The organism is Mycolicibacterium sp. P4_G11, from assembly GCF_056555145.1.
The window spans coordinates 197,021-213,479 of the sequence record NZ_JBFUJW010000009.1 but is presented as its reverse complement, the minus strand read 5'-3'; the positions used below and the strand labels follow the sequence as shown (position 1 = coordinate 213,479).

Genomic DNA, 16,459 nt, shown 5'->3' with positions numbered 1-16,459 from the left:
CTCGCCCTCACGAGGTCTCCTCGAGATGACCCAGCTGGTGGCGCAGGCACTGCTCCAGTGCGGGCCGCCGGAATCGATGTCCCGCCTCGATGAGCCGGGCGGGGACCACTCGCTGGCTCGCCAAGGCCAGCTCGCGAGCGCCCTGAGGCCCCAGCAGCAGCCCCGGCGCCACCGCGGGCACCCGCAGCACGGCCGGGCGGTGCAGCACCCCGGCCAGCGACCGGGTGTAGTCGACGTTGCGGACCGGTTGTGGCGCAACCGCATTCACCGGGCCGGACAACCCGGCATCGACCAGAGCCCGGTGGTACACATCGATCAGGTCATCGATGTCGATCCAGGAAAGCCACTGGCTGCCGTCGCCCAAGGGCCCGCCCAGACCGGCGGCGAACAACGGCCGCATCAGCTGCAACGTGCCGCCTCGTGGCGTCTGCACGATCCCGGTGCGAACGTTGACCACGCGCAGTCCTGCAGCGGCGGCCGGTGCCGTCGCCGCTTCCCACGCGGCGACCACCTCGGCCAGGAATCCGTCGCCCCGGTGTGCCGACTCATCGAGTTGCTCGTCGGCCCGGTCATGCCCGTACCACCCGATCGCCGACGCGCTGACGAAGACCGACGGTCCGTCGGTCGCCCGCGCGGCACACTCAGCCAGCCGCCGGGTCGGCTCAATCCTGCTGTCGCGCACCGTCTTCTTGTGCCCTTCGGTGAATCGTCCGGCAATCGACGCGCCGGCGAGGTGCACCACGGCATCGATCCCGTCGAGCAGTTGCTCGGCGGGCGACTCGGGATTCCAGCGACGTTCGGTGTCGTCTCGCGGCTCATGGCGGACCAGCCTTATCACCCGGTAGCCACCAGTCGTCAGGAAGGCGGTCAGCGCGCTGCCGATCAATCCCGACGCCCCGGTCACCGCCACCGACCCGGGTCGGTCACCGTGCTCACTCGCCCATCGGTGGGCGGCCAGATCGTCGCTCAGCTGGCGGTGCCGATACTGGAACGTCGGCCGCAGCAGCCGCCCGGGCACCGGTGTGTCGACGCGATCGGTGATTCGGGTACGCCCGTCGCCGACCGTGTCGAAACGATGTTCATGCCGCCAATGCCCGATCAGACCCGTTGGCAGCGAACGCAATCCGCCCCGGCTCAATTCGTCGACGAAGCGGGCGGGTGGGGCGTAGCGATCGGGATTGTGTTGCGCGTGCCAGCGCAGCCCGCCGGGCAAGCCCAGTACCGCGCACCCGTCGGCCAGCGACGCCGCTTCCGCGACGACGCTCATCGGCTGCCACGGCGGCAGCATCCGGTGGATGGCACCCGGCCGTGCGTGCCAGGCGAACACGTCGTCGCGGGGTGCGTCGACGACGCTGCTGTACTCGATTCCCATGAAACCTCCGAGTCGATTCGGCCTCAGGTGAGATTCGTAGCCACCCGGCCGGCGGATGGGTCCGGAATACCCGCGAGGAGATTTCAGAAACGGTGAATCAGCTCACCGGCTTATAGCTGAACGACACCTTGCCGTCGGCGACGTCGGTGACCTTGAGGGTGTAGTCGCGGCTCTGCCCGCCGACGAGCGCGGTGCACTCCTGGGTCGCCCCGACCTTGCTGTCCACATCTCCGGCGCACTTGACGGTGCTCGGGCTCTGGCCCAGTTGCGCCGCGAGAGAACTCTCCGCCACCGACTTCTCCAACACCGGCGTCAGGCCGTAATTCATTGCGAGCCCGGATACTTCGCTCACGATCGCGGTGCGCCGGCTGGTGAAACCGTCATCGGTGATGTCGCACAAGGCCACCGCCCCCTGCTTGCCCTCGAGCCCCGACAGGCACACCACGGCATCGGGTGCGGACTTGCGCGCCCGGGTCACCATGTCGGCCACAGCCGCCTCCAACTGGGGCTTGGAGACGGCCGGGGTCATCGAATAACTGACCTTGCCGCCGTCGACCCCCGACACCGTGATGGTCGGCTGAATACCGTAGGCCGCCGACATCGTGACATCGCAGCGCGTGCTCTGCCCGACCCGGGCGATGAGGCCGCGCTCGCAGATCACCGCCTGGGGCGGCTGGCTGGTGAAGGCGTCGTGGATCGCCCGCTCCAGTGACGCCTTGTCCACCATCGGCAACTGCGCCGACGGCTTGGCCTGAGTGGCTTCCTGGTCCGGGCGCGTCAGGCTGTAGACCAGCGCCGCCAGCCCGGTGAGGAGCAGCCCAGCGATGACGACCAGTGCCAAGATGCGCGCCCTCATGCCGCCATTCTGCCTGGGCTACATCAAGTCATTTGCGGGCACGTCATTTCGGTGCTCGCGGTACCACGCGACCGTGCGCGCCAGACCGTCGTCCAGGGCCACCTGCGGCGACCAGCCCAGCGCCCGCATCTTCGAGATGTCCGGGCATCGGCGCGGCGTGCCACCGGCCTGCAATTCGCCGGGCTTGATCTCGAGCTCGACCCCGACGGCCCGGCCGATCCGGGTCGCCAGCTCCCGGACGCTGAGTTCCTCGTCGCTGCCGATGTGGTAAACCTCGCGGTGCCCGCCCTTTTCGTACATCGTCAAGATGCCCTGGACGATGTCGTCGACGTAGCAGAACGAGCGCGTCTCGCTGCCGTCGCCCTGGATCGGGAACACCGGGTCGCCGGCCTCCTGGCAGCCCAGCGCCCGCAGGATGAACTGCGGCTCGACGTGCTTCCACCCCATGTTGGGTCCAAACACGTTGTGCGGCCGGAAGACCTGCACCTGCCGGTAGTGGTCCTGCCCGTAGTTGAAGGCGATCAGCTCGCTGACGATCTTGCCGCCGCCGTAGGAGTACCGCGGGTTGAGGCTGTCGGGCAGCATCAGCGGGATGGTCTCGGGCGTCGGGATGATCGCGGGTGTCTGGTAGACCTCGGCGGTCGAGGCGACGATGAGGTCCGGCACCCCCGCAGCGCGTCCGGCATTGGTCACCGCGAGCGCGCCGCGCAGGCCGACGTCGAGCACCAGTTCCGGTTGCTTGTAGAAGTTCTCGGTGCCGTTGATGGCGGCCAGGTGCATGACGACCTCGGCGCCGGCGAACGCCTTCTCCAGCGCGTCCTGATCGCGGACGTCGCACGTGAAAAGCTCGACGTCCGAGGCGACTTCGGCGAATCGGCTCGCATCGCCGCGGACCATGGAGTCCACCACCGCGACCTGCCAACCGTCCCGGACCAGTCGCTTGACCAGGTAGGCACCGATGAATCCGCCACCACCGGTGACCACGACCCGCTTAGACACGCTCGACGACCTTTCCGCTGCGGCCCACGGCGAAGTAGCTGTCGCCCAGTTCGGTGGACGGCAGGTGGCTGTAGTGGTTCCAGTAGTCGAAGACGAAACCGTCGGGGCTGATGAACTCGCTGATGGTGCGCGGCGAGATGGTGCCCAGCGACGGGTGGTTGTTGCCGAGGACGACGACGTCCGCGCCGCTCACCGCGTCACCGAACCGCTTGTAGATCGTGTGCCCCGGGAACGCTTCGGCCAGCACGTCATTCGGCGTGACAGGGTCGTAGACCCCGATCTCGGCATCCGGGTGCGCAGCCTTCAACTCGCCCAGCACCTTGATGGACATCGACCCGCGCAGGTCGCTGGTCTCGGGCTGGCCCTTGAACGCCATGCCCAGCAGGTTGATCTTCAGCGGCCCTTCGGCACCCAGCTTCCGGCGCGCGATCTCGCTGCTGATGAAGCGCACGGTCTCGGCGGGCTGGCGTTCGTTGACCAGGCGGCCGGCGGCGGTGATGTCCAGCGTGACGCCGCGTTCGCGCACGCTCTCCATCAGGATGTGCGGGTCCTTCTCCAGGCACGGCCCGCCGACCAGACCCGGCAACGGGATGTTGGTGCGGTTGTATCCGAGCTTGCCCGCCGAGATCACCTCGTAGGCGCTGACGCCGAATGCATCGCAGATCCGGGCGACTTCGTTGGCGAACGCGAACTGCACATCGCGGAACGTGTTGCTCACCAGCTTGATGATCTCGGCCGTCTCGATATCGGAGACCAGCACGATCGAGCTGGTGAGCTTGCGGAACACCGCGGCGGCACGGTCGGCGACCGCCGGGTCGTCGGCGCCGACGATCTGCGGCAGCTCACGCAGCTCCTGCAGCGCCTTGCCCTCCAGGGTGCGCTCGGGGCACATCGCGATGTCGAAGCTCTTGCCGCTGGCGGCCAGCTGTGGCGCCACCACGTCGCGGGTGGTGCCGACCTTGACCGTCGACCGCAGGATGACGAGCGCGCCGTCCTGCATGTTGCCGGCGATGTCGCGGGCCGCCGCCTCGATCATGTCGACGCGGGCCACGCCGTCCGCCGACAACGGGGTGCCGACGGTGATGATGTACGTGTCGCACGAGAAGCTGTCGTCAAATGCGGTGACGGCCTTCAGTTTCCCGAATCGGGTGACGCCCTCGAGGGCGTCGGGCAGGCCGGTCTCGGTGAAATGCGGCAAACCCTGATTGGTCATATCGACCAATTCCTGACGGGTCTCGATTCCGATTACGGAGTTTCCGGCTTCCGCGAGCACGGTGGCCAGGGTCAGCCCCACATATCCCAGGCCGATGATTCCGACGTCGTATTTCTCTGGCAAATCCTCAATCCCTCCAGTCAGCCCTGTGGGAGACAGCTGATTTCATACCGCAGCGGCTCTCGCGCAAACAAGTTTCGACCTTACGGGTCTGCGGCGCATTTCGGGCCTAGGTACGCTCACAGTGTGCCGCTGCCCGCAGACCCGCATCCCGCTTTCTCCACCTATGCGCATCCCGATCGCCTGGTGACCGCCGACTGGCTGTCAGGCAACATCGGACGCCCCGGTTTGGTCATCGTCGAATCGGACGAAGACGTCCTGTTGTACGACACCGGCCACATCCCCGGCGCGGTGAAGATCGACTGGCATACCGACCTCAATGACCCGCACGTCCGCGATTACATCGACGGCGCCCAGTTCGCCGCACTGATGGATCGCAAGGGCATCAGCCGGGACGACACCGTGGTGATCTACGGCGACAAGAGCAACTGGTGGGCGGCCTACGCGCTGTGGGTGTTCACCCTCTTCGGACACCCCGATGTCCGCCTGCTCGACGGTGGCCGCGATCTATGGATCACCAACGGCCGGGACACCACCTTGGACGTCCCGAGCAAGCAGACCACGGGTTACCCGGTGGTCGAGCGCAACGACGCTCCGATCCGCGCCTTCAAGAATGACGTCCTCGCCATCCTCGGCAAAGAGCCGCTGATCGACGTGCGGTCGCCGCAGGAGTACACCGGCGAGCGCACCCACATGCCCGACTACCCGGAGGAGGGTGCGCTGCGCGGCGGCCACATCCCCACCGCGCGGTCCATTCCGTGGGCAAAGGCCGTCGACGACAGTGGCCGCTTCCGCAGCCGCGCCGAACTCGACGACCTGTACGGCTTCATCTCCCCCGACGACAAGGCCGTCGCCTACTGCCGCATCGGCGAGCGCTCCAGCCACACCTGGTTCGTGCTGACACATCTGATCGGTCTGCCTGCCGTCCGCAACTACGACGGTTCGTGGACCGAATGGGGCAACGCGGTGCGGGTGCCGGTGGCTGTTGGTGAGGAACCGGGGCCGGCGCCGGGCCCGGCATGACCGTGCCCGCGGCCCTGGCCGAGGTGGTGTCGGATTTCGCCGACGTCCAGGGACAGGACAAGCTGGCGCTGCTGCTGGAGTTCGCCAACGAACTCCCGCCGCTGCCGTCGTCGCTCGAAGAAGCCTCGATGGAGCCGGTGCCGGAGTGCCAGTCACCGTTGTTCCTGCATGTCGATGCGCAGGACCCCGAGCACGTGCGGCTGTACTTCAGCGCGCCGGCCGAAGCACCGACGACGCGGGGTTTCGCGGCGATCCTCGCGGCCGGTCTGGACGGCCTGCCGGCGTCCGACATCTTGGCGGTGCCCGACGATTTCTACGCGGACCTGGGGCTGGCCAAGCTGATCAGCCCGCTGCGCCTGCGGGGTATGTCGGCGATGCTGACGCGCATCAAGCGCCGTCTGCGCGACGCCTGACCCGGGTACGGCTCAGAAGAACGGCAGCTTGAACTTGCCGCTGTAGTGCAGCGCGTCCGGGTTGCGCTGCCCGATGATCTTGCCGGGCACGCCGCCGACGATGCCGAACGGCGGCACCTCCTTGTTCACCACGGTGTGTGCGGCGACGACGGCGCCGCGGCCGAGCAGGCACGGCAGGATCATGGCGCGGGTCGCGATCCACACGTGGTCGTCGATCACGATGGGGTCCGGCGGGTTGGGTGCCGGCACGAAGTTCGGGTGATTGATGTCGTGCCCGCCGGCGATGATGTGCGTGTCGCTGGCGATGACGACGTCGTTGCCGATCGCGATGCCCGCGCGTGCGTCCAGCAGGCAGCGGAAGCCGATCGAGACCCGGTCACCGATCACCAGGTAGGGAATGGACCAGACGCTGGTGCCGCGGTTGATCGCGGTGTCCTTGCCGATCTTGGCCCCGAACAGCCGGAGATAGCCCAGCCGTATGAAATGGAACGGGATATGGGTGACGACCGAGCTGTAGAACAGGGCGGCATAGGTGTCCCGGATGCGGTGCCACAGGGTCTCCCCGGGCAACTCGTGCTTGAGGATGTTGCCGTCCTCGTCGGTCACCCACTGCATCTTCGGTGGGATGCGGACGTTCGGGTTGACCGCCCTTTTACGTGCGATCAATTCCGGGTCTGATGCCTGCGGCTCGACGAACAACGGCGTCCCCTTACTCGCGGCTCCCTGGCGGGACCGGTGCCGCATCAGTATTGCTCAAGCCGTCGGACGCGGCAGAAAGTGCCGGTGAAACCGGTCGATTCGGCGATTTCTAAGAAAATCTCCTAACGACCCGCTACCCGAATCGGGGATCCACCTGTATTGGCCTTACACTGCACCCGATACATTCTTAAAGACATTTCTTAGAGAACCGCCGTCAGGAGGCACTGTGGCCAACCACGCCAGTTCCAAGATCTCCAAGGTGCTAGTCGCCAACCGTGGAGAGATTGCCGTCCGGGTCATCCGGGCTGCCAAGGACGCCGGACTGGCCAGCGTCGCCGTTTACGCGGAGCCGGATGCCGATGCGCCGCACGTGCGGCTCGCCGACGAGGCCTTCGCGCTGGGCGGCCAGACCTCGGCCGAGTCGTACCTGGTCTTCGACAAGATTCTGGATGCCGCTGCCAAGTCGGGCGCCAACGCGATCCACCCGGGCTACGGCTTCCTTTCCGAGAACGCCGACTTCGCGCAGGCCGTCCTCGACGCCGGCCTGATCTGGATCGGACCCAGCCCGCAGTCGATCCGCGACCTGGGTGACAAGGTCACCGCGCGGCACATCGCCGCCAAGGCCAACGCTCCGCTGGTGCCGGGTACCCCGGACCCGGTCAAGGACGCCGACGAGATCCTGGCTTTCGCCAAGGAGTTCGGCCTGCCGATCGCCATCAAGGCCGCCTTCGGCGGTGGTGGCCGCGGTATGAAGGTCGCCCGCACCATCGAAGAAATCCCCGAGCTGTTCGACTCGGCCACCCGTGAGGCCGTCGCCGCCTTCGGCCGTGGCGAGTGCTTCGTCGAGCGTTACCTGGACAAGCCGCGCCACGTCGAGGCTCAGGTCATCGCCGATACGCACGGCAACGTCGTCGTCGCCGGTACCCGCGACTGCTCGCTGCAGCGCCGCTTCCAGAAGCTGGTCGAGGAGGCCCCCGCGCCGTTCCTGACCGACGCCCAGCGCAAGGAAATCCACGAGTCCGCCAAGCGCATCTGCAAGGAAGCCGGCTACTACGGCGCGGGCACCGTCGAGTACCTGGTCGGCCAGGACGGCCTGATCAGCTTCCTCGAGGTCAACACCCGTCTGCAGGTGGAACACCCGGTCACCGAGGAGACCGCAGGCGTCGACCTCGTGCTGCAGCAGTTCAAGATCGCCAACGGCGAGGCCCTGGACATCACCGAGGACCCGACCCCGCGCGGCCACTCGTTCGAGTTCCGGATCAACGGCGAGGACGCCGGTCGCGGCTTCCTGCCGGCCCCCGGCCCCGTCTCGAAGTTCGAGGCCCCGACCGGCCCCGGTGTCCGCATGGACTCGGGTGTCGAGACCGGTTCGGTCATCGGCGGCCAGTTCGACTCGATGCTGGCCAAGCTGATCGTCACCGGCGCCACCCGCGACGAGGCCCTGGCCCGCTCGCGTCGTGCGCTGGCGGAGTTCAACGTCGAGGGTCTGGCCACGGTCATCCCGTTCCACCGCGCCGTGGTCTCCGACCCGGCCTTCATCGGTGACGGCGAGAAGTTCGACGTGCACACCCGCTGGATCGAGACCGAGTGGGACAACACGGTCGAGCCGTTCACCGGTGGCGAGCCGCTGGACGACGAGGACGCCACCCCGCGCCAGAAGGTCGTCGTCGAGGTCGGTGGCCGTCGCGTCGAGGTGTCGCTGCCCGGTGACCTGGCCATCGGTGGTGGCGGCGGTGGCGCAGCCACCGGCGCGATCAAGAAGAAGCCGAAGCCGCGCAAGCGTGGCGCTGCCGGCGGCAAGGCCGCCTCGGGTGACTCCGTCACCGCGCCGATGCAGGGCACCGTCGTGAAGGTCGCCGTCGAGGAGGGCCAGCAGGTCTCCGCGGGTGACCTGATCGTGGTGCTGGAGGCCATGAAGATGGAGAACCCGGTGACGGCCCACAAGGACGGCACCGTGACCGGCCTGTCGGTCGAGGCCGGCGCCGCCATCACGCAGGGCACCGTCATCGCTGAGCTGAAGGACTAGTTTCCAGTCTGCTGGTTTGACTCAGGGCTGCGATCCACCACGGATCGCAGCCCTGAGTTGTCTTTGAGGAGGAGTGCTGTGGAAGCCATCGAGATCAACGCCGGCGCCTGGTATCTGCGCGCCCTGCGCGCCGATGAGCGGATGGACGACCGGCCGTCCCTGGCGGATTTGGGCGAGCACTCCCCCGATCACGTGGAAACCCGCACGGCGCAATGGGAATCCGACACGTTGTACTCGTGGGCCGTGTGCGAGCCGACGACCGGTGAACTGCTCGCCGAGATCACCTTGGACCCCGCCACGCGGGAGATTTCCGTTCGCACCCGCGCCGGGTTCGACGAAGCCGCCGCAACGGGAGTCGAGTCCGTGCGCCGCTTCGCCGCCGCGATGCTCGGCTAGGAAGTCGCGCCGAACAACCTCAGGCGAACAGCAGCACCGGCAGGCTCATCGTCAGCACGATGGACATCAGCAGCAACAGGAACCATCCGGCGCCCTGCCAAGCCCACCAGACCTGATTGTCGCGCCAGGCCCGATAGGTCCGGACGAAGGCCCACACGCCGCTGCCGAACAGGAACAGCGGACCGGCCAGTGCCAGCACGGTTCGGTAGGGCTTCGAATACACCCAGGCGCACTCCGTCGTATCAATACCGTGGCAGTGCCGGACCCAGACGGCGGCCAGCACCATGAACCCGACCCCGAGGCTCCCCATCACCAGACCGAATCGCGCGGCCTCGTGCACGCTGGGATCGTCGTCGCGGAACTGGTCAGTTGTCGGACTGAGCATCGATATCACCGCCAACCCCAGTATGCGCTCGCCCGGCACTAGGGCGCCAGCGGCCCCTCTGCAATCCGCTTGATCGCGGCCAGTCGCCGATCCCATTGCCTGCCAATGGTTTCCAGCTCGTTGCCCAGCGCGCTGAGCTTGGCGCCCAGCGCCCGGTAGCGAATCTCTCGACCCACTTTGACGGGCTCGACCAACCCCGCGTCGGCCAGCACCGTCAAATGCTTGGCGATGGCCTGCCGGCTCACCGGCAACCGGCCCGCCAGTGCGCTCGCAGACAGGTCATCGGCGCCGAGCTCGGTCAGGATCCGCCACCGGGTCTCGTCGGCGAGCACCGCCAACACCGCCGGCATGTGGGTGTCGGTCACACCGACACTCGCAGGTACGCCACCAGGTCGTCGAGTTCGGCCGCCCAGCCACCGGTGTTCTCGGCCTGCGCGGTCTGCGGGTCGGTGAGGTTCTCAAAGCCCGTCTCGCACAGGTCAAGTCGAGTGCCGCCCTCGATCTCGGTCAGCTCGAAGCGCACGACGGTGGAGTTCTCGGGAGTCGGATCGGCGTCGGCCTCGCGGTGCGCCCACCGATATACCAGGGTGTGCGGCGCGTCGGCGCTTTCGACCACGACGCGGAACTTGCCGTGGGCGTTCCAACCGAAAAACCCGGTGCCACCCGGGATCGCCTCGAGTTCCGCTTCGTCACCGAACCATTGCGCGATGAGCTCGGCTTTCGTCAGCGCATCCCAGACGCGCTGGATCGGAGCGTTGATGTCGATGGTGCGGGTGATGTCCAGCGTGTCCATGATTCCCCTTCGAGCGGCGTTATGTGCAACTCAAGAGTTGCACAACCCTGCTCGTACTGCAACCGTCAGATTGCAGTTTGTGCGACGCGGCGCTCCCGCAGCAACATCAGCCCGATGGTGCCGAAGACCAGGTTGGCGGCAATCTCCAGGATCGCGGTCACCCACGAGAACGTCGTCACCCGCGCCCAAGACGGCGCATTGATGAAGCTGTCGCTGAAGAATCCCCATTTCGGAAGCAGGTGCGCCGCAGTGAATCCCACCGCGCCGGCATAGCCAATTCCAACGGCGGCGAGCGGCGCCCACCTGTTCCGTTTGAACACCAACGCGATCGTCACAGCCGCGAGAATCAGCTGCAACGTGCCGCCCACCATCACCGCCGGCGGGATGACGTCCATCCCCCGCCTCAGATGATCGGCGCCGTGCAGCACCAGCGCGACCGCCAAAAAGCCTGCAGCCCAATCGAAGTTACGTTGCCAATTCCTGGAATCACCAGTCATCCGGATCACCTCTACTACGGAGAGTAGTAGTCATGTGATGTCGTGTAAAGACCTGATTGGTCTCCGCCCCGGACCGACGGCGCCTACACTCAGCAGTTGTCGAGGTACTACACAGCAAACACTCAAATCTGCGCCATCCACCCCCAGGAGTCCGCCATGACTTCCCCAGCGCGCATCATCGTTTCAATCCCAGCCGTCATCGCCTGTATTGCCGTGGCCGGCGCACCAGTTGCCTCCGCTGATCGGAACGGTTACCTGGCCTGCATGAAAGAGGGAGTCAAGAGCTTCACCAGCTGCTGCATCGACAACGGCGGTGGCTATGCCTGGGACCCGGCGCATGAGCCGTATCCGCACTGCAGTTGGTCGGCCAGCGTGTCACCGAATCAAGGCGACACCCCGCCGCCGACCAAGGCCCCGGTCACGGTGCCGCAGGCACCCGCGCCAGGCCGGTCCAGCTGACCTGGTTGCCCACCGGCACAGAGCATTTCGCCCGAAATCCTCGGGCTACGATTCTGGCGTGCGGATGAAACTCTTGGGCGCGGCAGGGCTGTTCGCCGGCGGCGCGGCGTATCTGCACGGCTGGACGTGGCCACCGGCGCTGGCCGTGGCCGTCGGCGTCCCGTTACTGCTCGCCGCCATCCCGCACATCGTCGCCGGAATGCGCACCCCGAGCCGCCGCGAGGACCCCGTGCACGACATGTCCGGCACCGAATTCGAGGACTACGTCGCACGTATCGCCCGGTCCTGCGGTGTGCCCGTCATCATGACCGAGCTGTCCGGGGACTGGGGCGTCGATCTGATCGTCGGGACGCGCCCCAATCGCCTTGCCATTCAATGCAAGAGATTGTCCCGGCCCGTTGGCCCCGGTGCCGTCCAGGAGGTGGTCGCCGGCGCTCCCATGCAGGACTGCGCGCACACCATGGTGGTCACCAACAACGATTTCACCGCAGCCGCACGGAAATTGGCCGAGTTGCACGACTGCACCCTGGTCAGCGGCACCGAGCTGACTCGGCTCCGCGGGTTGATCCGGCAGCAGGTTCTAGAGCGTCCGTAGCACTTCCCGCACGGCCTGGACAGCTTCGTCGATCTCGGCCCGCGACACTGTCAGCGCCGGGCGGAACCGCACCGAGTCGACGCCACTGGCCAGCAGAATGACATGTCGCTCCCAGAGCCGCCGGATCGCCTCGTCACGCTGCGCGGTCGACGGCATGCTGAACGCGCACATCAGCCCGCGGCCGCGCGGGTTGAGTACCAGATCAGGAAATTCGCTTGCCAGACAACGCAGCTGGCCGACCAGGTACCACCCCATCCGCACGGCGTTCCCGATCAGCCCGTCGGCCTCGATGACCTCGAGGATGCGGCGGGCCCGCACCATGTCGGTGAGGTTGCCACCCCAGGTGGAGTTGATCCGTGAGCTGACCCGGAAGACGTTGTCGGCGACGTCGTCGACGCGTCCGCCCGCCATCACCCCGCACACCTGGGCCTTCTTGCCGAAGGCCACCACGTCGGGCGTGACACCCAATTGCTGGTAGGCCCAGGGGGTTCCGGTCATCCCGACGCCCGTCTGTACCTCGTCGAAGATCAAGAGCGCGTCGTACTCGACGCACAAATCCCGCATTGCGGCGAAGAACTCGGCCCGCAGGTGCCGATCGCCGCCTTCACCCTGGATCGGCTCGGCGATGAAGCAGGCGATGTCGTGCGGGTACGCCTCGAAAGCCGCCCGGGCCTGCCGCAGCGATTCCCGTTCCAGTGCAACGATATCCACGCCCGGAGCCACCACGGGCGCGTCGATACGCGGCCAGTCGAACTTCGGGAAGCGGGCCACCTTGTTGGGGTCGGTGTTGGTCAGCGACATGGTGTAACCGCTGCGGCCGTGGAAGGCGCCGCGCAGGTGCAGCACCCGGGTGCCCAGCGCCGGGTCGATCCCGCGCGACTCATTGAGCCGGCTCTTCCAGTCGAAGGCGACCTTCAGCGCGTTCTCCACCGCCAGTGCACCACCGTCGACGAAGAACAGGTGCGGCAGCGCCGGGTCACCCAGCACGCGCGCAAACGTCTGCACGAAGCGCGCCATTGGCACCGAGTACACGTCCGAGTTGCTCGGCTTGTTCACCGCCGCCTGCGCGAGCTCGGCCCGGAAGGCCGGGTCGGTCAACGCCGGATGGTTCATCCCCAGCGCCGACGACGCGAAGAACGTGAACATGTCGAGATACCGGCTGCCGTCACGCGCATCGACGAGATATGAGCCACCGGAGCGGTCGAGATCGAGAACGAGGTCCAAACCGTCGGTCAGGATGCTGCGCCCCAGTACGTCACGAACGTCGCGGGCGCTGTCCGCCGACAGCCCGTCACCAGAAGTCAGAACAGCGGTCATGCCGCCATCCTAACGCAATATTTACAGTTTGTTCGACCTCAAACAGGAACTATTCCGGTAGCGACACCTGATCATCGTAAAAAGTCTGTAAGATGATGGTGCTTCGCGTGCGAACGTTGGCGACGGTCCGAATCCGCTGCAGCAGGCCTTCCAGCGCCCGCGCCGAGGCAACACGCACCACCAGCACGTAGCTCTCTTCGCCGGCCACCGAGTGGCAGGACTCGATTTCGGTGAAGGACTGCAGCCGCGCCGGGGCATCATCAGGTTGGGAAGGATCAAGTGGGGTGATCGCGACGAACGCCGACAGCATGTGGCCGACGGCCTCGGGGTTGATCCGTGCGGTGTACCCGATGATCACGCCGCGAGATTCCAGCCTGCGCACCCGTGACTGCACCGCCGACACCGACAGGCCCGCCGCCGTCGCCAGGTGCGCCAACGTCGCCCGGCCGTCGGCTATCAGCTCCCGCACCAGGATTCGATCGACGTCGTCAAGCTCCGCTTCGGCCATGGCCGGAGATTACCCCCAGGCGCAGTCATGACAGTTCAGACGTGGGAGCTGCGCGCCGCGTTCGCCGCCGCGCTGTCGCGCATGTACGGCGCCGAGGTTCCCGCCTACACCACACTCGTGGACGTCAGCACGGCCGTGAACCGGGACTGCGCCACCGACGGCCGGCTCGGTTCCCTCGACCGGGTCACCGCGGAACGGCACGGCGCGATCCGGGTCGGCAGCCGGGCCGAACTCGCCGACGTCGCAGACCTTTTCGCGGCTTTCGGCATGTACCCGGTCGGCTTCTACGACCTGCGCGAAGCCACCTCGCCCGTGCCAGTGGTCTCCACCGCGTTCCGTCCCATCGAGGCAGACGAGCTGGACCGCAACCCGTTTCGGGTCTTCACCTCGATGCTGGCCACCGATGACGCCCGCTTCTTCTCCTCCGACCTGCGGACTCGCGTACAACGGTTCGTCGGGCAGCGTCAGCTGTTCGACCCGGCACTGATCGCGCAGGCCCGTCGCATCGCCGTCGACGGCTGCCCGACGGCCGATGCCGGCGAGTTCGTCCGCCGCTGCGCCGGGGCGTTCTCGTTGTCCCGCACACCGATCGACAAGGCCTGGTACGACGAGCTCAGCGACATCTCCGCCGTCGCCGCCGACATCGCCGGCGTCAGCACCACCCACATCAATCACCTGACGCCGCGCGTGCTCGACATCGATGAGCTGTACCGCCGGATGACGGCCCTCGGTATCACCATGATCGATGCGATCCAGGGGCCGCCCCGCACCGACGGACCGCCGGTCCTGTTGCGGCAGACGTCGTTTCGGGCCCTGGCCGAGCCGCGCACGTTCCGCGCCCCGGACGGCACCGTGTTCGACGGGAGTCTGCGGGTGCGTTTCGGTGAGGTCGAGGCACGCGGGGTGGCGCTGACCCGTGCGGGCCGGGAACGCTACGACGCCGCCATGGCCGACCGCGAACACTGGGACCGGTACTTCCCCGCCACCGACGTCGAGATGGCGGCTCAGGGGCTGGCCTACTACCGCGCCGGCGATCCCGCGAAACCCGTTGTCTACGAGGACTTCCTGCCGGCGTCGGCGGCAGGCATCTTCCGCTCGAACCTCGACAGCGAGACGCGTGCCAGCGACGCGGTCGCCGACCCCGCTCACTACAGCCTCGACTGGATGGCCGGCGCCATCGGCCATCACATCCATGACCCTTACGACCTCTACGAGAAAGCGGCATCATGACTTCCGTGCAGACACTGTTGCCCACCGCAGACCAGCTCCGGGACCGCGTGCGAACCGCGCTACAGGCCGTGGGAGCGCACGTCGCCCTGGGAGAGCCCGGCGCCCAGGGCTTGCACGCCAGCACACCCATCACCGGTGAGGTCCTGTTCACCATCGCGGAGAGCACGCGTGACGAGACGGATGTCGCGATCGCCGAAGCAGCACAGGCCTTCTCCACGTGGCGCACCACCCCGGCACCGGTGCGCGGCGCGCTCGTGGCCCGCCTGGGCGAGCTGCTCATCGAGCACAAGGCCGATCTGGGCACCCTGGTGACCATCGAGGCCGGCAAGATCACCTCGGAAGCCCTCGGCGAGGTGCAGGAGATGATCGACGTCTGTCAGTTCGCGGTCGGCCTGTCCCGACAGCTCTACGGCAAGACGATCGCCTCCGAACGCCCCGGGCACCGGCTCATGGAGAACTGGCATCCGCTCGGGGTCGTCGGCGTCATCACCGCGTTCAACTTCCCCGTCGCGGTGTGGGCCTGGAACACCGCCATCGCGCTGGTGTGCGGCGACACCGTGGTGTGGAAGCCCTCCGAGCTGACCCCGCTGACCGCCGTCGCCTGTCAGGCGCTGCTGGAGCGCGCCGCGGCTGATGTCGGGGCGCCCGGCGCGGTCTCGCGGTTGGTGCTGGGCGGCCGCGAGATCGGCGAGCAGCTGGTCGACGACCCCCGCGTCGCGCTGCTGAGTGCGACGGGGTCGGTGCGGATGGGTCAGCAGATCGGCCCGCGCGTGGCCGAGCGATTCGGGAAGGTGCTGCTGGAGCTCGGCGGCAACAACGCGACCATCGTCACGCCGTCGGCCGACCTGGACCTGGCGGTGCGGGGCATCGTGTTCGCCGCGGCCGGCACCGCCGGCCAGCGGTGCACCACACTGCGCCGGGTCATCGCACACCGCAGCGTGGCCGACACGTTGGTGGAGCGCATCGTCACCGCGTACCAGAGCCTTCCGGTGGGCGACCCCTCCGCCGAGGGCACCCTGATCGGGCCGCTGATCCATGAGCGGTCCTACCGCGACATGGTGGGCGCGCTGGAGCAGGCCCGCGCCGAAGGCGGCGAGGTCACCGGCGGCGAGCGGGTGCAGCTGCACCCCAGCTCCTACTACGTCACACCGGCGGTGGTCAGGATGCCCGGGCAGACGGCCATCGTGCACCAGGAGACGTTCGCGCCCATCCTGTACGTCCTGACCTACGACACTCTTGAGGAGGCCATCGCCCTCAACAACGCGGTGCCGCAGGGCCTTTCGTCGGCCATCTTCACCACCGACATCCGGGAGGCCGAGCGCTTCATGGCCGCCGACGGGTCCGACTGCGGCATCGCCAACGTCAACATCGGCACGTCGGGCGCGGAGATCGGCGGGGCGTTCGGCGGCGAGAAGCAGACCGGCGGCGGTCGCGAATCCGGCTCGGATTCCTGGCAGGCCTACATGCGCCGGGCCACCAACACCGTCAACTACTCGTCCGATCTTCCTCTGGCTCAAGGAGTTCAGTTCGGCTGAGCCCGCGATGCGGTAGACATGAG

Annotated in this window: 19 protein-coding genes; 8 read left to right on the top strand and 11 right to left on the bottom strand. The window is 67.3% G+C overall.

All coding sequences use genetic code 11. The features are described 5' to 3' along the window. Positions 1-7: 7 nt before the first annotated feature. The 4 genes from AC1U2B_RS20835 to AC1U2B_RS20820 form a co-directional block, all read right to left on the bottom strand. The gene (locus AC1U2B_RS20835) at positions 8-1,372 is read right to left on the bottom strand and encodes a TIGR01777 family oxidoreductase (protein ID WP_480218280.1); all 1,365 of its coding nucleotides are present in this window, start codon (positions 1,370-1,372) and stop codon (positions 8-10) included. Positions 1,373-1,469: 97 nt separating this feature from the next. After that, entirely contained in the window at positions 1,470-2,228 is a 759-nt protein-coding gene (locus AC1U2B_RS20830) for a DUF4333 domain-containing protein (RefSeq protein ID WP_480218279.1), read from the bottom strand. Between the two features lie 18 nt (positions 2,229-2,246). Continuing rightward, complete coding sequence (locus AC1U2B_RS20825; protein WP_418005331.1) at positions 2,247-3,227, bottom strand: NAD-dependent epimerase/dehydratase family protein; 981 nt, start codon at positions 3,225-3,227, stop codon at positions 2,247-2,249. Beyond that, positions 3,220-4,563 carry a nucleotide sugar dehydrogenase gene (locus tag AC1U2B_RS20820; RefSeq protein ID WP_480218278.1) on the bottom strand — a complete coding sequence of 448 codons (1,344 nt, stop codon included), beginning with the start codon at positions 4,561-4,563 and terminating at the stop codon, positions 3,220-3,222. The genes AC1U2B_RS20825 and AC1U2B_RS20820 overlap by 8 nt, the downstream gene beginning before the upstream one ends. A gap of 123 nt (positions 4,564-4,686) precedes the next feature. On the opposite strand from AC1U2B_RS20820, the gene AC1U2B_RS20815 reads away from it, so the two are divergent. After that, complete coding sequence (locus AC1U2B_RS20815) at positions 4,687-5,583, top strand: sulfurtransferase (RefSeq protein ID WP_480218277.1); 897 nt, start codon at positions 4,687-4,689, stop codon at positions 5,581-5,583. Next, positions 5,580-5,996: a SufE family protein gene (locus AC1U2B_RS20810; RefSeq protein WP_043392251.1), complete on the top strand. Its 417-nt coding sequence runs from the start codon at positions 5,580-5,582 to the stop codon at positions 5,994-5,996. The genes AC1U2B_RS20815 and AC1U2B_RS20810 overlap by 4 nt, the downstream gene beginning before the upstream one ends. 12 nt (positions 5,997-6,008) lie before the next feature. Here the strand turns inward: AC1U2B_RS20810 and AC1U2B_RS20805 are convergent, their stop codons facing one another. Continuing rightward, on the bottom strand, positions 6,009-6,740 hold the full coding sequence (locus AC1U2B_RS20805; protein ID WP_260940090.1) for an acyltransferase: 732 nt from the start codon (positions 6,738-6,740) through the stop codon (positions 6,009-6,011). Positions 6,741-6,921: 181 nt separating this feature from the next. Here AC1U2B_RS20805 and AC1U2B_RS20800 point away from each other — a divergent pair, with 181 nt between their 5' ends. Both AC1U2B_RS20800 and AC1U2B_RS20795 read left to right on the top strand, forming a co-directional pair. Further along, positions 6,922-8,721, top strand: coding sequence for an acetyl/propionyl/methylcrotonyl-CoA carboxylase subunit alpha (locus tag AC1U2B_RS20800; RefSeq protein ID WP_071285897.1), 1,800 nt, complete (start codon positions 6,922-6,924; stop codon positions 8,719-8,721). Positions 8,722-8,799: 78 nt separating this feature from the next. Further along, entirely contained in the window at positions 8,800-9,117 is a 318-nt protein-coding gene (locus AC1U2B_RS20795; protein ID WP_043392245.1) for a hypothetical protein, read from the top strand. A 19-nt stretch (positions 9,118-9,136) separates the two neighbouring features. Here AC1U2B_RS20795 and AC1U2B_RS20790 read toward each other — a convergent pair whose 3' ends face one another. The 4 genes from AC1U2B_RS20790 to AC1U2B_RS20775 form a co-directional block, all read right to left on the bottom strand. Beyond that, a complete protein-coding gene (locus tag AC1U2B_RS20790; protein WP_071285962.1) occupies positions 9,137-9,502 on the bottom strand; it encodes a hypothetical protein in 366 nt (121 codons plus the stop codon). Positions 9,503-9,540: 38 nt separating this feature from the next. Next, complete coding sequence (locus AC1U2B_RS20785) at positions 9,541-9,852, bottom strand: ArsR/SmtB family transcription factor (protein ID WP_043392868.1); 312 nt, start codon at positions 9,850-9,852, stop codon at positions 9,541-9,543. Positions 9,853-9,863: 11 nt separating this feature from the next. Then, positions 9,864-10,295, bottom strand: a complete 432-nt coding sequence (locus tag AC1U2B_RS20780) for an SRPBCC family protein (RefSeq protein ID WP_480218276.1) — start codon at positions 10,293-10,295, stop codon at positions 9,864-9,866. A 65-nt stretch (positions 10,296-10,360) separates the two neighbouring features. Further along, positions 10,361-10,792, bottom strand: a complete 432-nt coding sequence (locus tag AC1U2B_RS20775; protein WP_480218275.1) for a hypothetical protein — start codon at positions 10,790-10,792, stop codon at positions 10,361-10,363. A 264-nt stretch (positions 10,793-11,056) separates the two neighbouring features. On the opposite strand from AC1U2B_RS20775, the gene AC1U2B_RS20770 reads away from it, so the two are divergent. Beyond that, positions 11,057-11,251: a hypothetical protein gene (locus AC1U2B_RS20770; protein ID WP_480218274.1), complete on the top strand. Its 195-nt coding sequence runs from the start codon at positions 11,057-11,059 to the stop codon at positions 11,249-11,251. A 64-nt stretch (positions 11,252-11,315) separates the two neighbouring features. After that, complete coding sequence (locus AC1U2B_RS20765) at positions 11,316-11,846, top strand: restriction endonuclease (RefSeq protein ID WP_480218335.1); 531 nt, start codon at positions 11,316-11,318, stop codon at positions 11,844-11,846. Here the strand turns inward: AC1U2B_RS20765 and lat are convergent. Both lat and AC1U2B_RS20755 read right to left on the bottom strand, forming a co-directional pair. Next, positions 11,832-13,163 carry an L-lysine 6-transaminase gene (gene lat, locus AC1U2B_RS20760; RefSeq protein ID WP_480218273.1) on the bottom strand — a complete coding sequence of 444 codons (1,332 nt, stop codon included), beginning with the start codon at positions 13,161-13,163 and terminating at the stop codon, positions 11,832-11,834. The two genes, AC1U2B_RS20765 and lat, sit on opposite strands and share 15 nt — an antisense overlap. Positions 13,164-13,212: 49 nt before the next feature. Further along, a complete protein-coding gene (locus AC1U2B_RS20755; RefSeq protein WP_043392230.1) occupies positions 13,213-13,671 on the bottom strand; it encodes an Lrp/AsnC family transcriptional regulator in 459 nt (152 codons plus the stop codon). Between the two features lie 27 nt (positions 13,672-13,698). Between AC1U2B_RS20755 and hglS the strand changes: the two genes are divergently transcribed. After that, the gene (gene hglS, locus AC1U2B_RS20750) at positions 13,699-14,901 is read left to right on the top strand and encodes a 2-oxoadipate dioxygenase/decarboxylase (RefSeq protein ID WP_480218272.1); all 1,203 of its coding nucleotides are present in this window, start codon (positions 13,699-13,701) and stop codon (positions 14,899-14,901) included. Further along, on the top strand, positions 14,898-16,436 hold the full coding sequence (amaB, locus tag AC1U2B_RS20745) for an L-piperidine-6-carboxylate dehydrogenase (RefSeq protein ID WP_480218271.1): 1,539 nt from the start codon (positions 14,898-14,900) through the stop codon (positions 16,434-16,436). Before hglS ends, amaB begins: the two co-directional genes overlap by 4 nt. Positions 16,437-16,459: the final 23 nt, after the last annotated feature.

Bases quoted from the DNA above. Each gene is read 5' to 3' on its own strand.
- AC1U2B_RS20835 (WP_480218280.1), bottom strand. From the start codon at position 1,372: ATGGGAATCGAGTACAGCAGCGTCGTCGACGCACCCCGCGACGACGTG.
- AC1U2B_RS20830 (WP_480218279.1), bottom strand. From the start codon at position 2,228: ATGAGGGCGCGCATCTTGGCACTGGTCGTCATCGCTGGGCTGCTCCTC.
- AC1U2B_RS20810 (WP_043392251.1), top strand. From the start codon at position 5,580: ATGACCGTGCCCGCGGCCCTGGCCGAGGTGGTGTCGGATTTCGCCGAC.
- AC1U2B_RS20805 (WP_260940090.1), bottom strand. From the start codon at position 6,740: ATGCGGCACCGGTCCCGCCAGGGAGCCGCGAGTAAGGGGACGCCGTTG.
- AC1U2B_RS20790 (WP_071285962.1), bottom strand. From the start codon at position 9,502: ATGCTCAGTCCGACAACTGACCAGTTCCGCGACGACGATCCCAGCGTG.
- AC1U2B_RS20785 (WP_043392868.1), bottom strand. From the start codon at position 9,852: ATGCCGGCGGTGTTGGCGGTGCTCGCCGACGAGACCCGGTGGCGGATC.
- AC1U2B_RS20780 (WP_480218276.1), bottom strand. From the start codon at position 10,295: ATGGACACGCTGGACATCACCCGCACCATCGACATCAACGCTCCGATC.
- AC1U2B_RS20775 (WP_480218275.1), bottom strand. From the start codon at position 10,792: ATGACTGGTGATTCCAGGAATTGGCAACGTAACTTCGATTGGGCTGCA.
- AC1U2B_RS20770 (WP_480218274.1), top strand. From the start codon at position 11,057: ATGAAAGAGGGAGTCAAGAGCTTCACCAGCTGCTGCATCGACAACGGC.
- AC1U2B_RS20765 (WP_480218335.1), top strand. From the start codon at position 11,316: ATGAAACTCTTGGGCGCGGCAGGGCTGTTCGCCGGCGGCGCGGCGTAT.
- lat (WP_480218273.1), bottom strand. From the start codon at position 13,163: ATGACCGCTGTTCTGACTTCTGGTGACGGGCTGTCGGCGGACAGCGCC.
- AC1U2B_RS20755 (WP_043392230.1), bottom strand. From the start codon at position 13,671: ATGGCCGAAGCGGAGCTTGACGACGTCGATCGAATCCTGGTGCGGGAG.
- hglS (WP_480218272.1), top strand. From the start codon at position 13,699: ATGACAGTTCAGACGTGGGAGCTGCGCGCCGCGTTCGCCGCCGCGCTG.
- amaB (WP_480218271.1), top strand. From the start codon at position 14,898: ATGACTTCCGTGCAGACACTGTTGCCCACCGCAGACCAGCTCCGGGAC.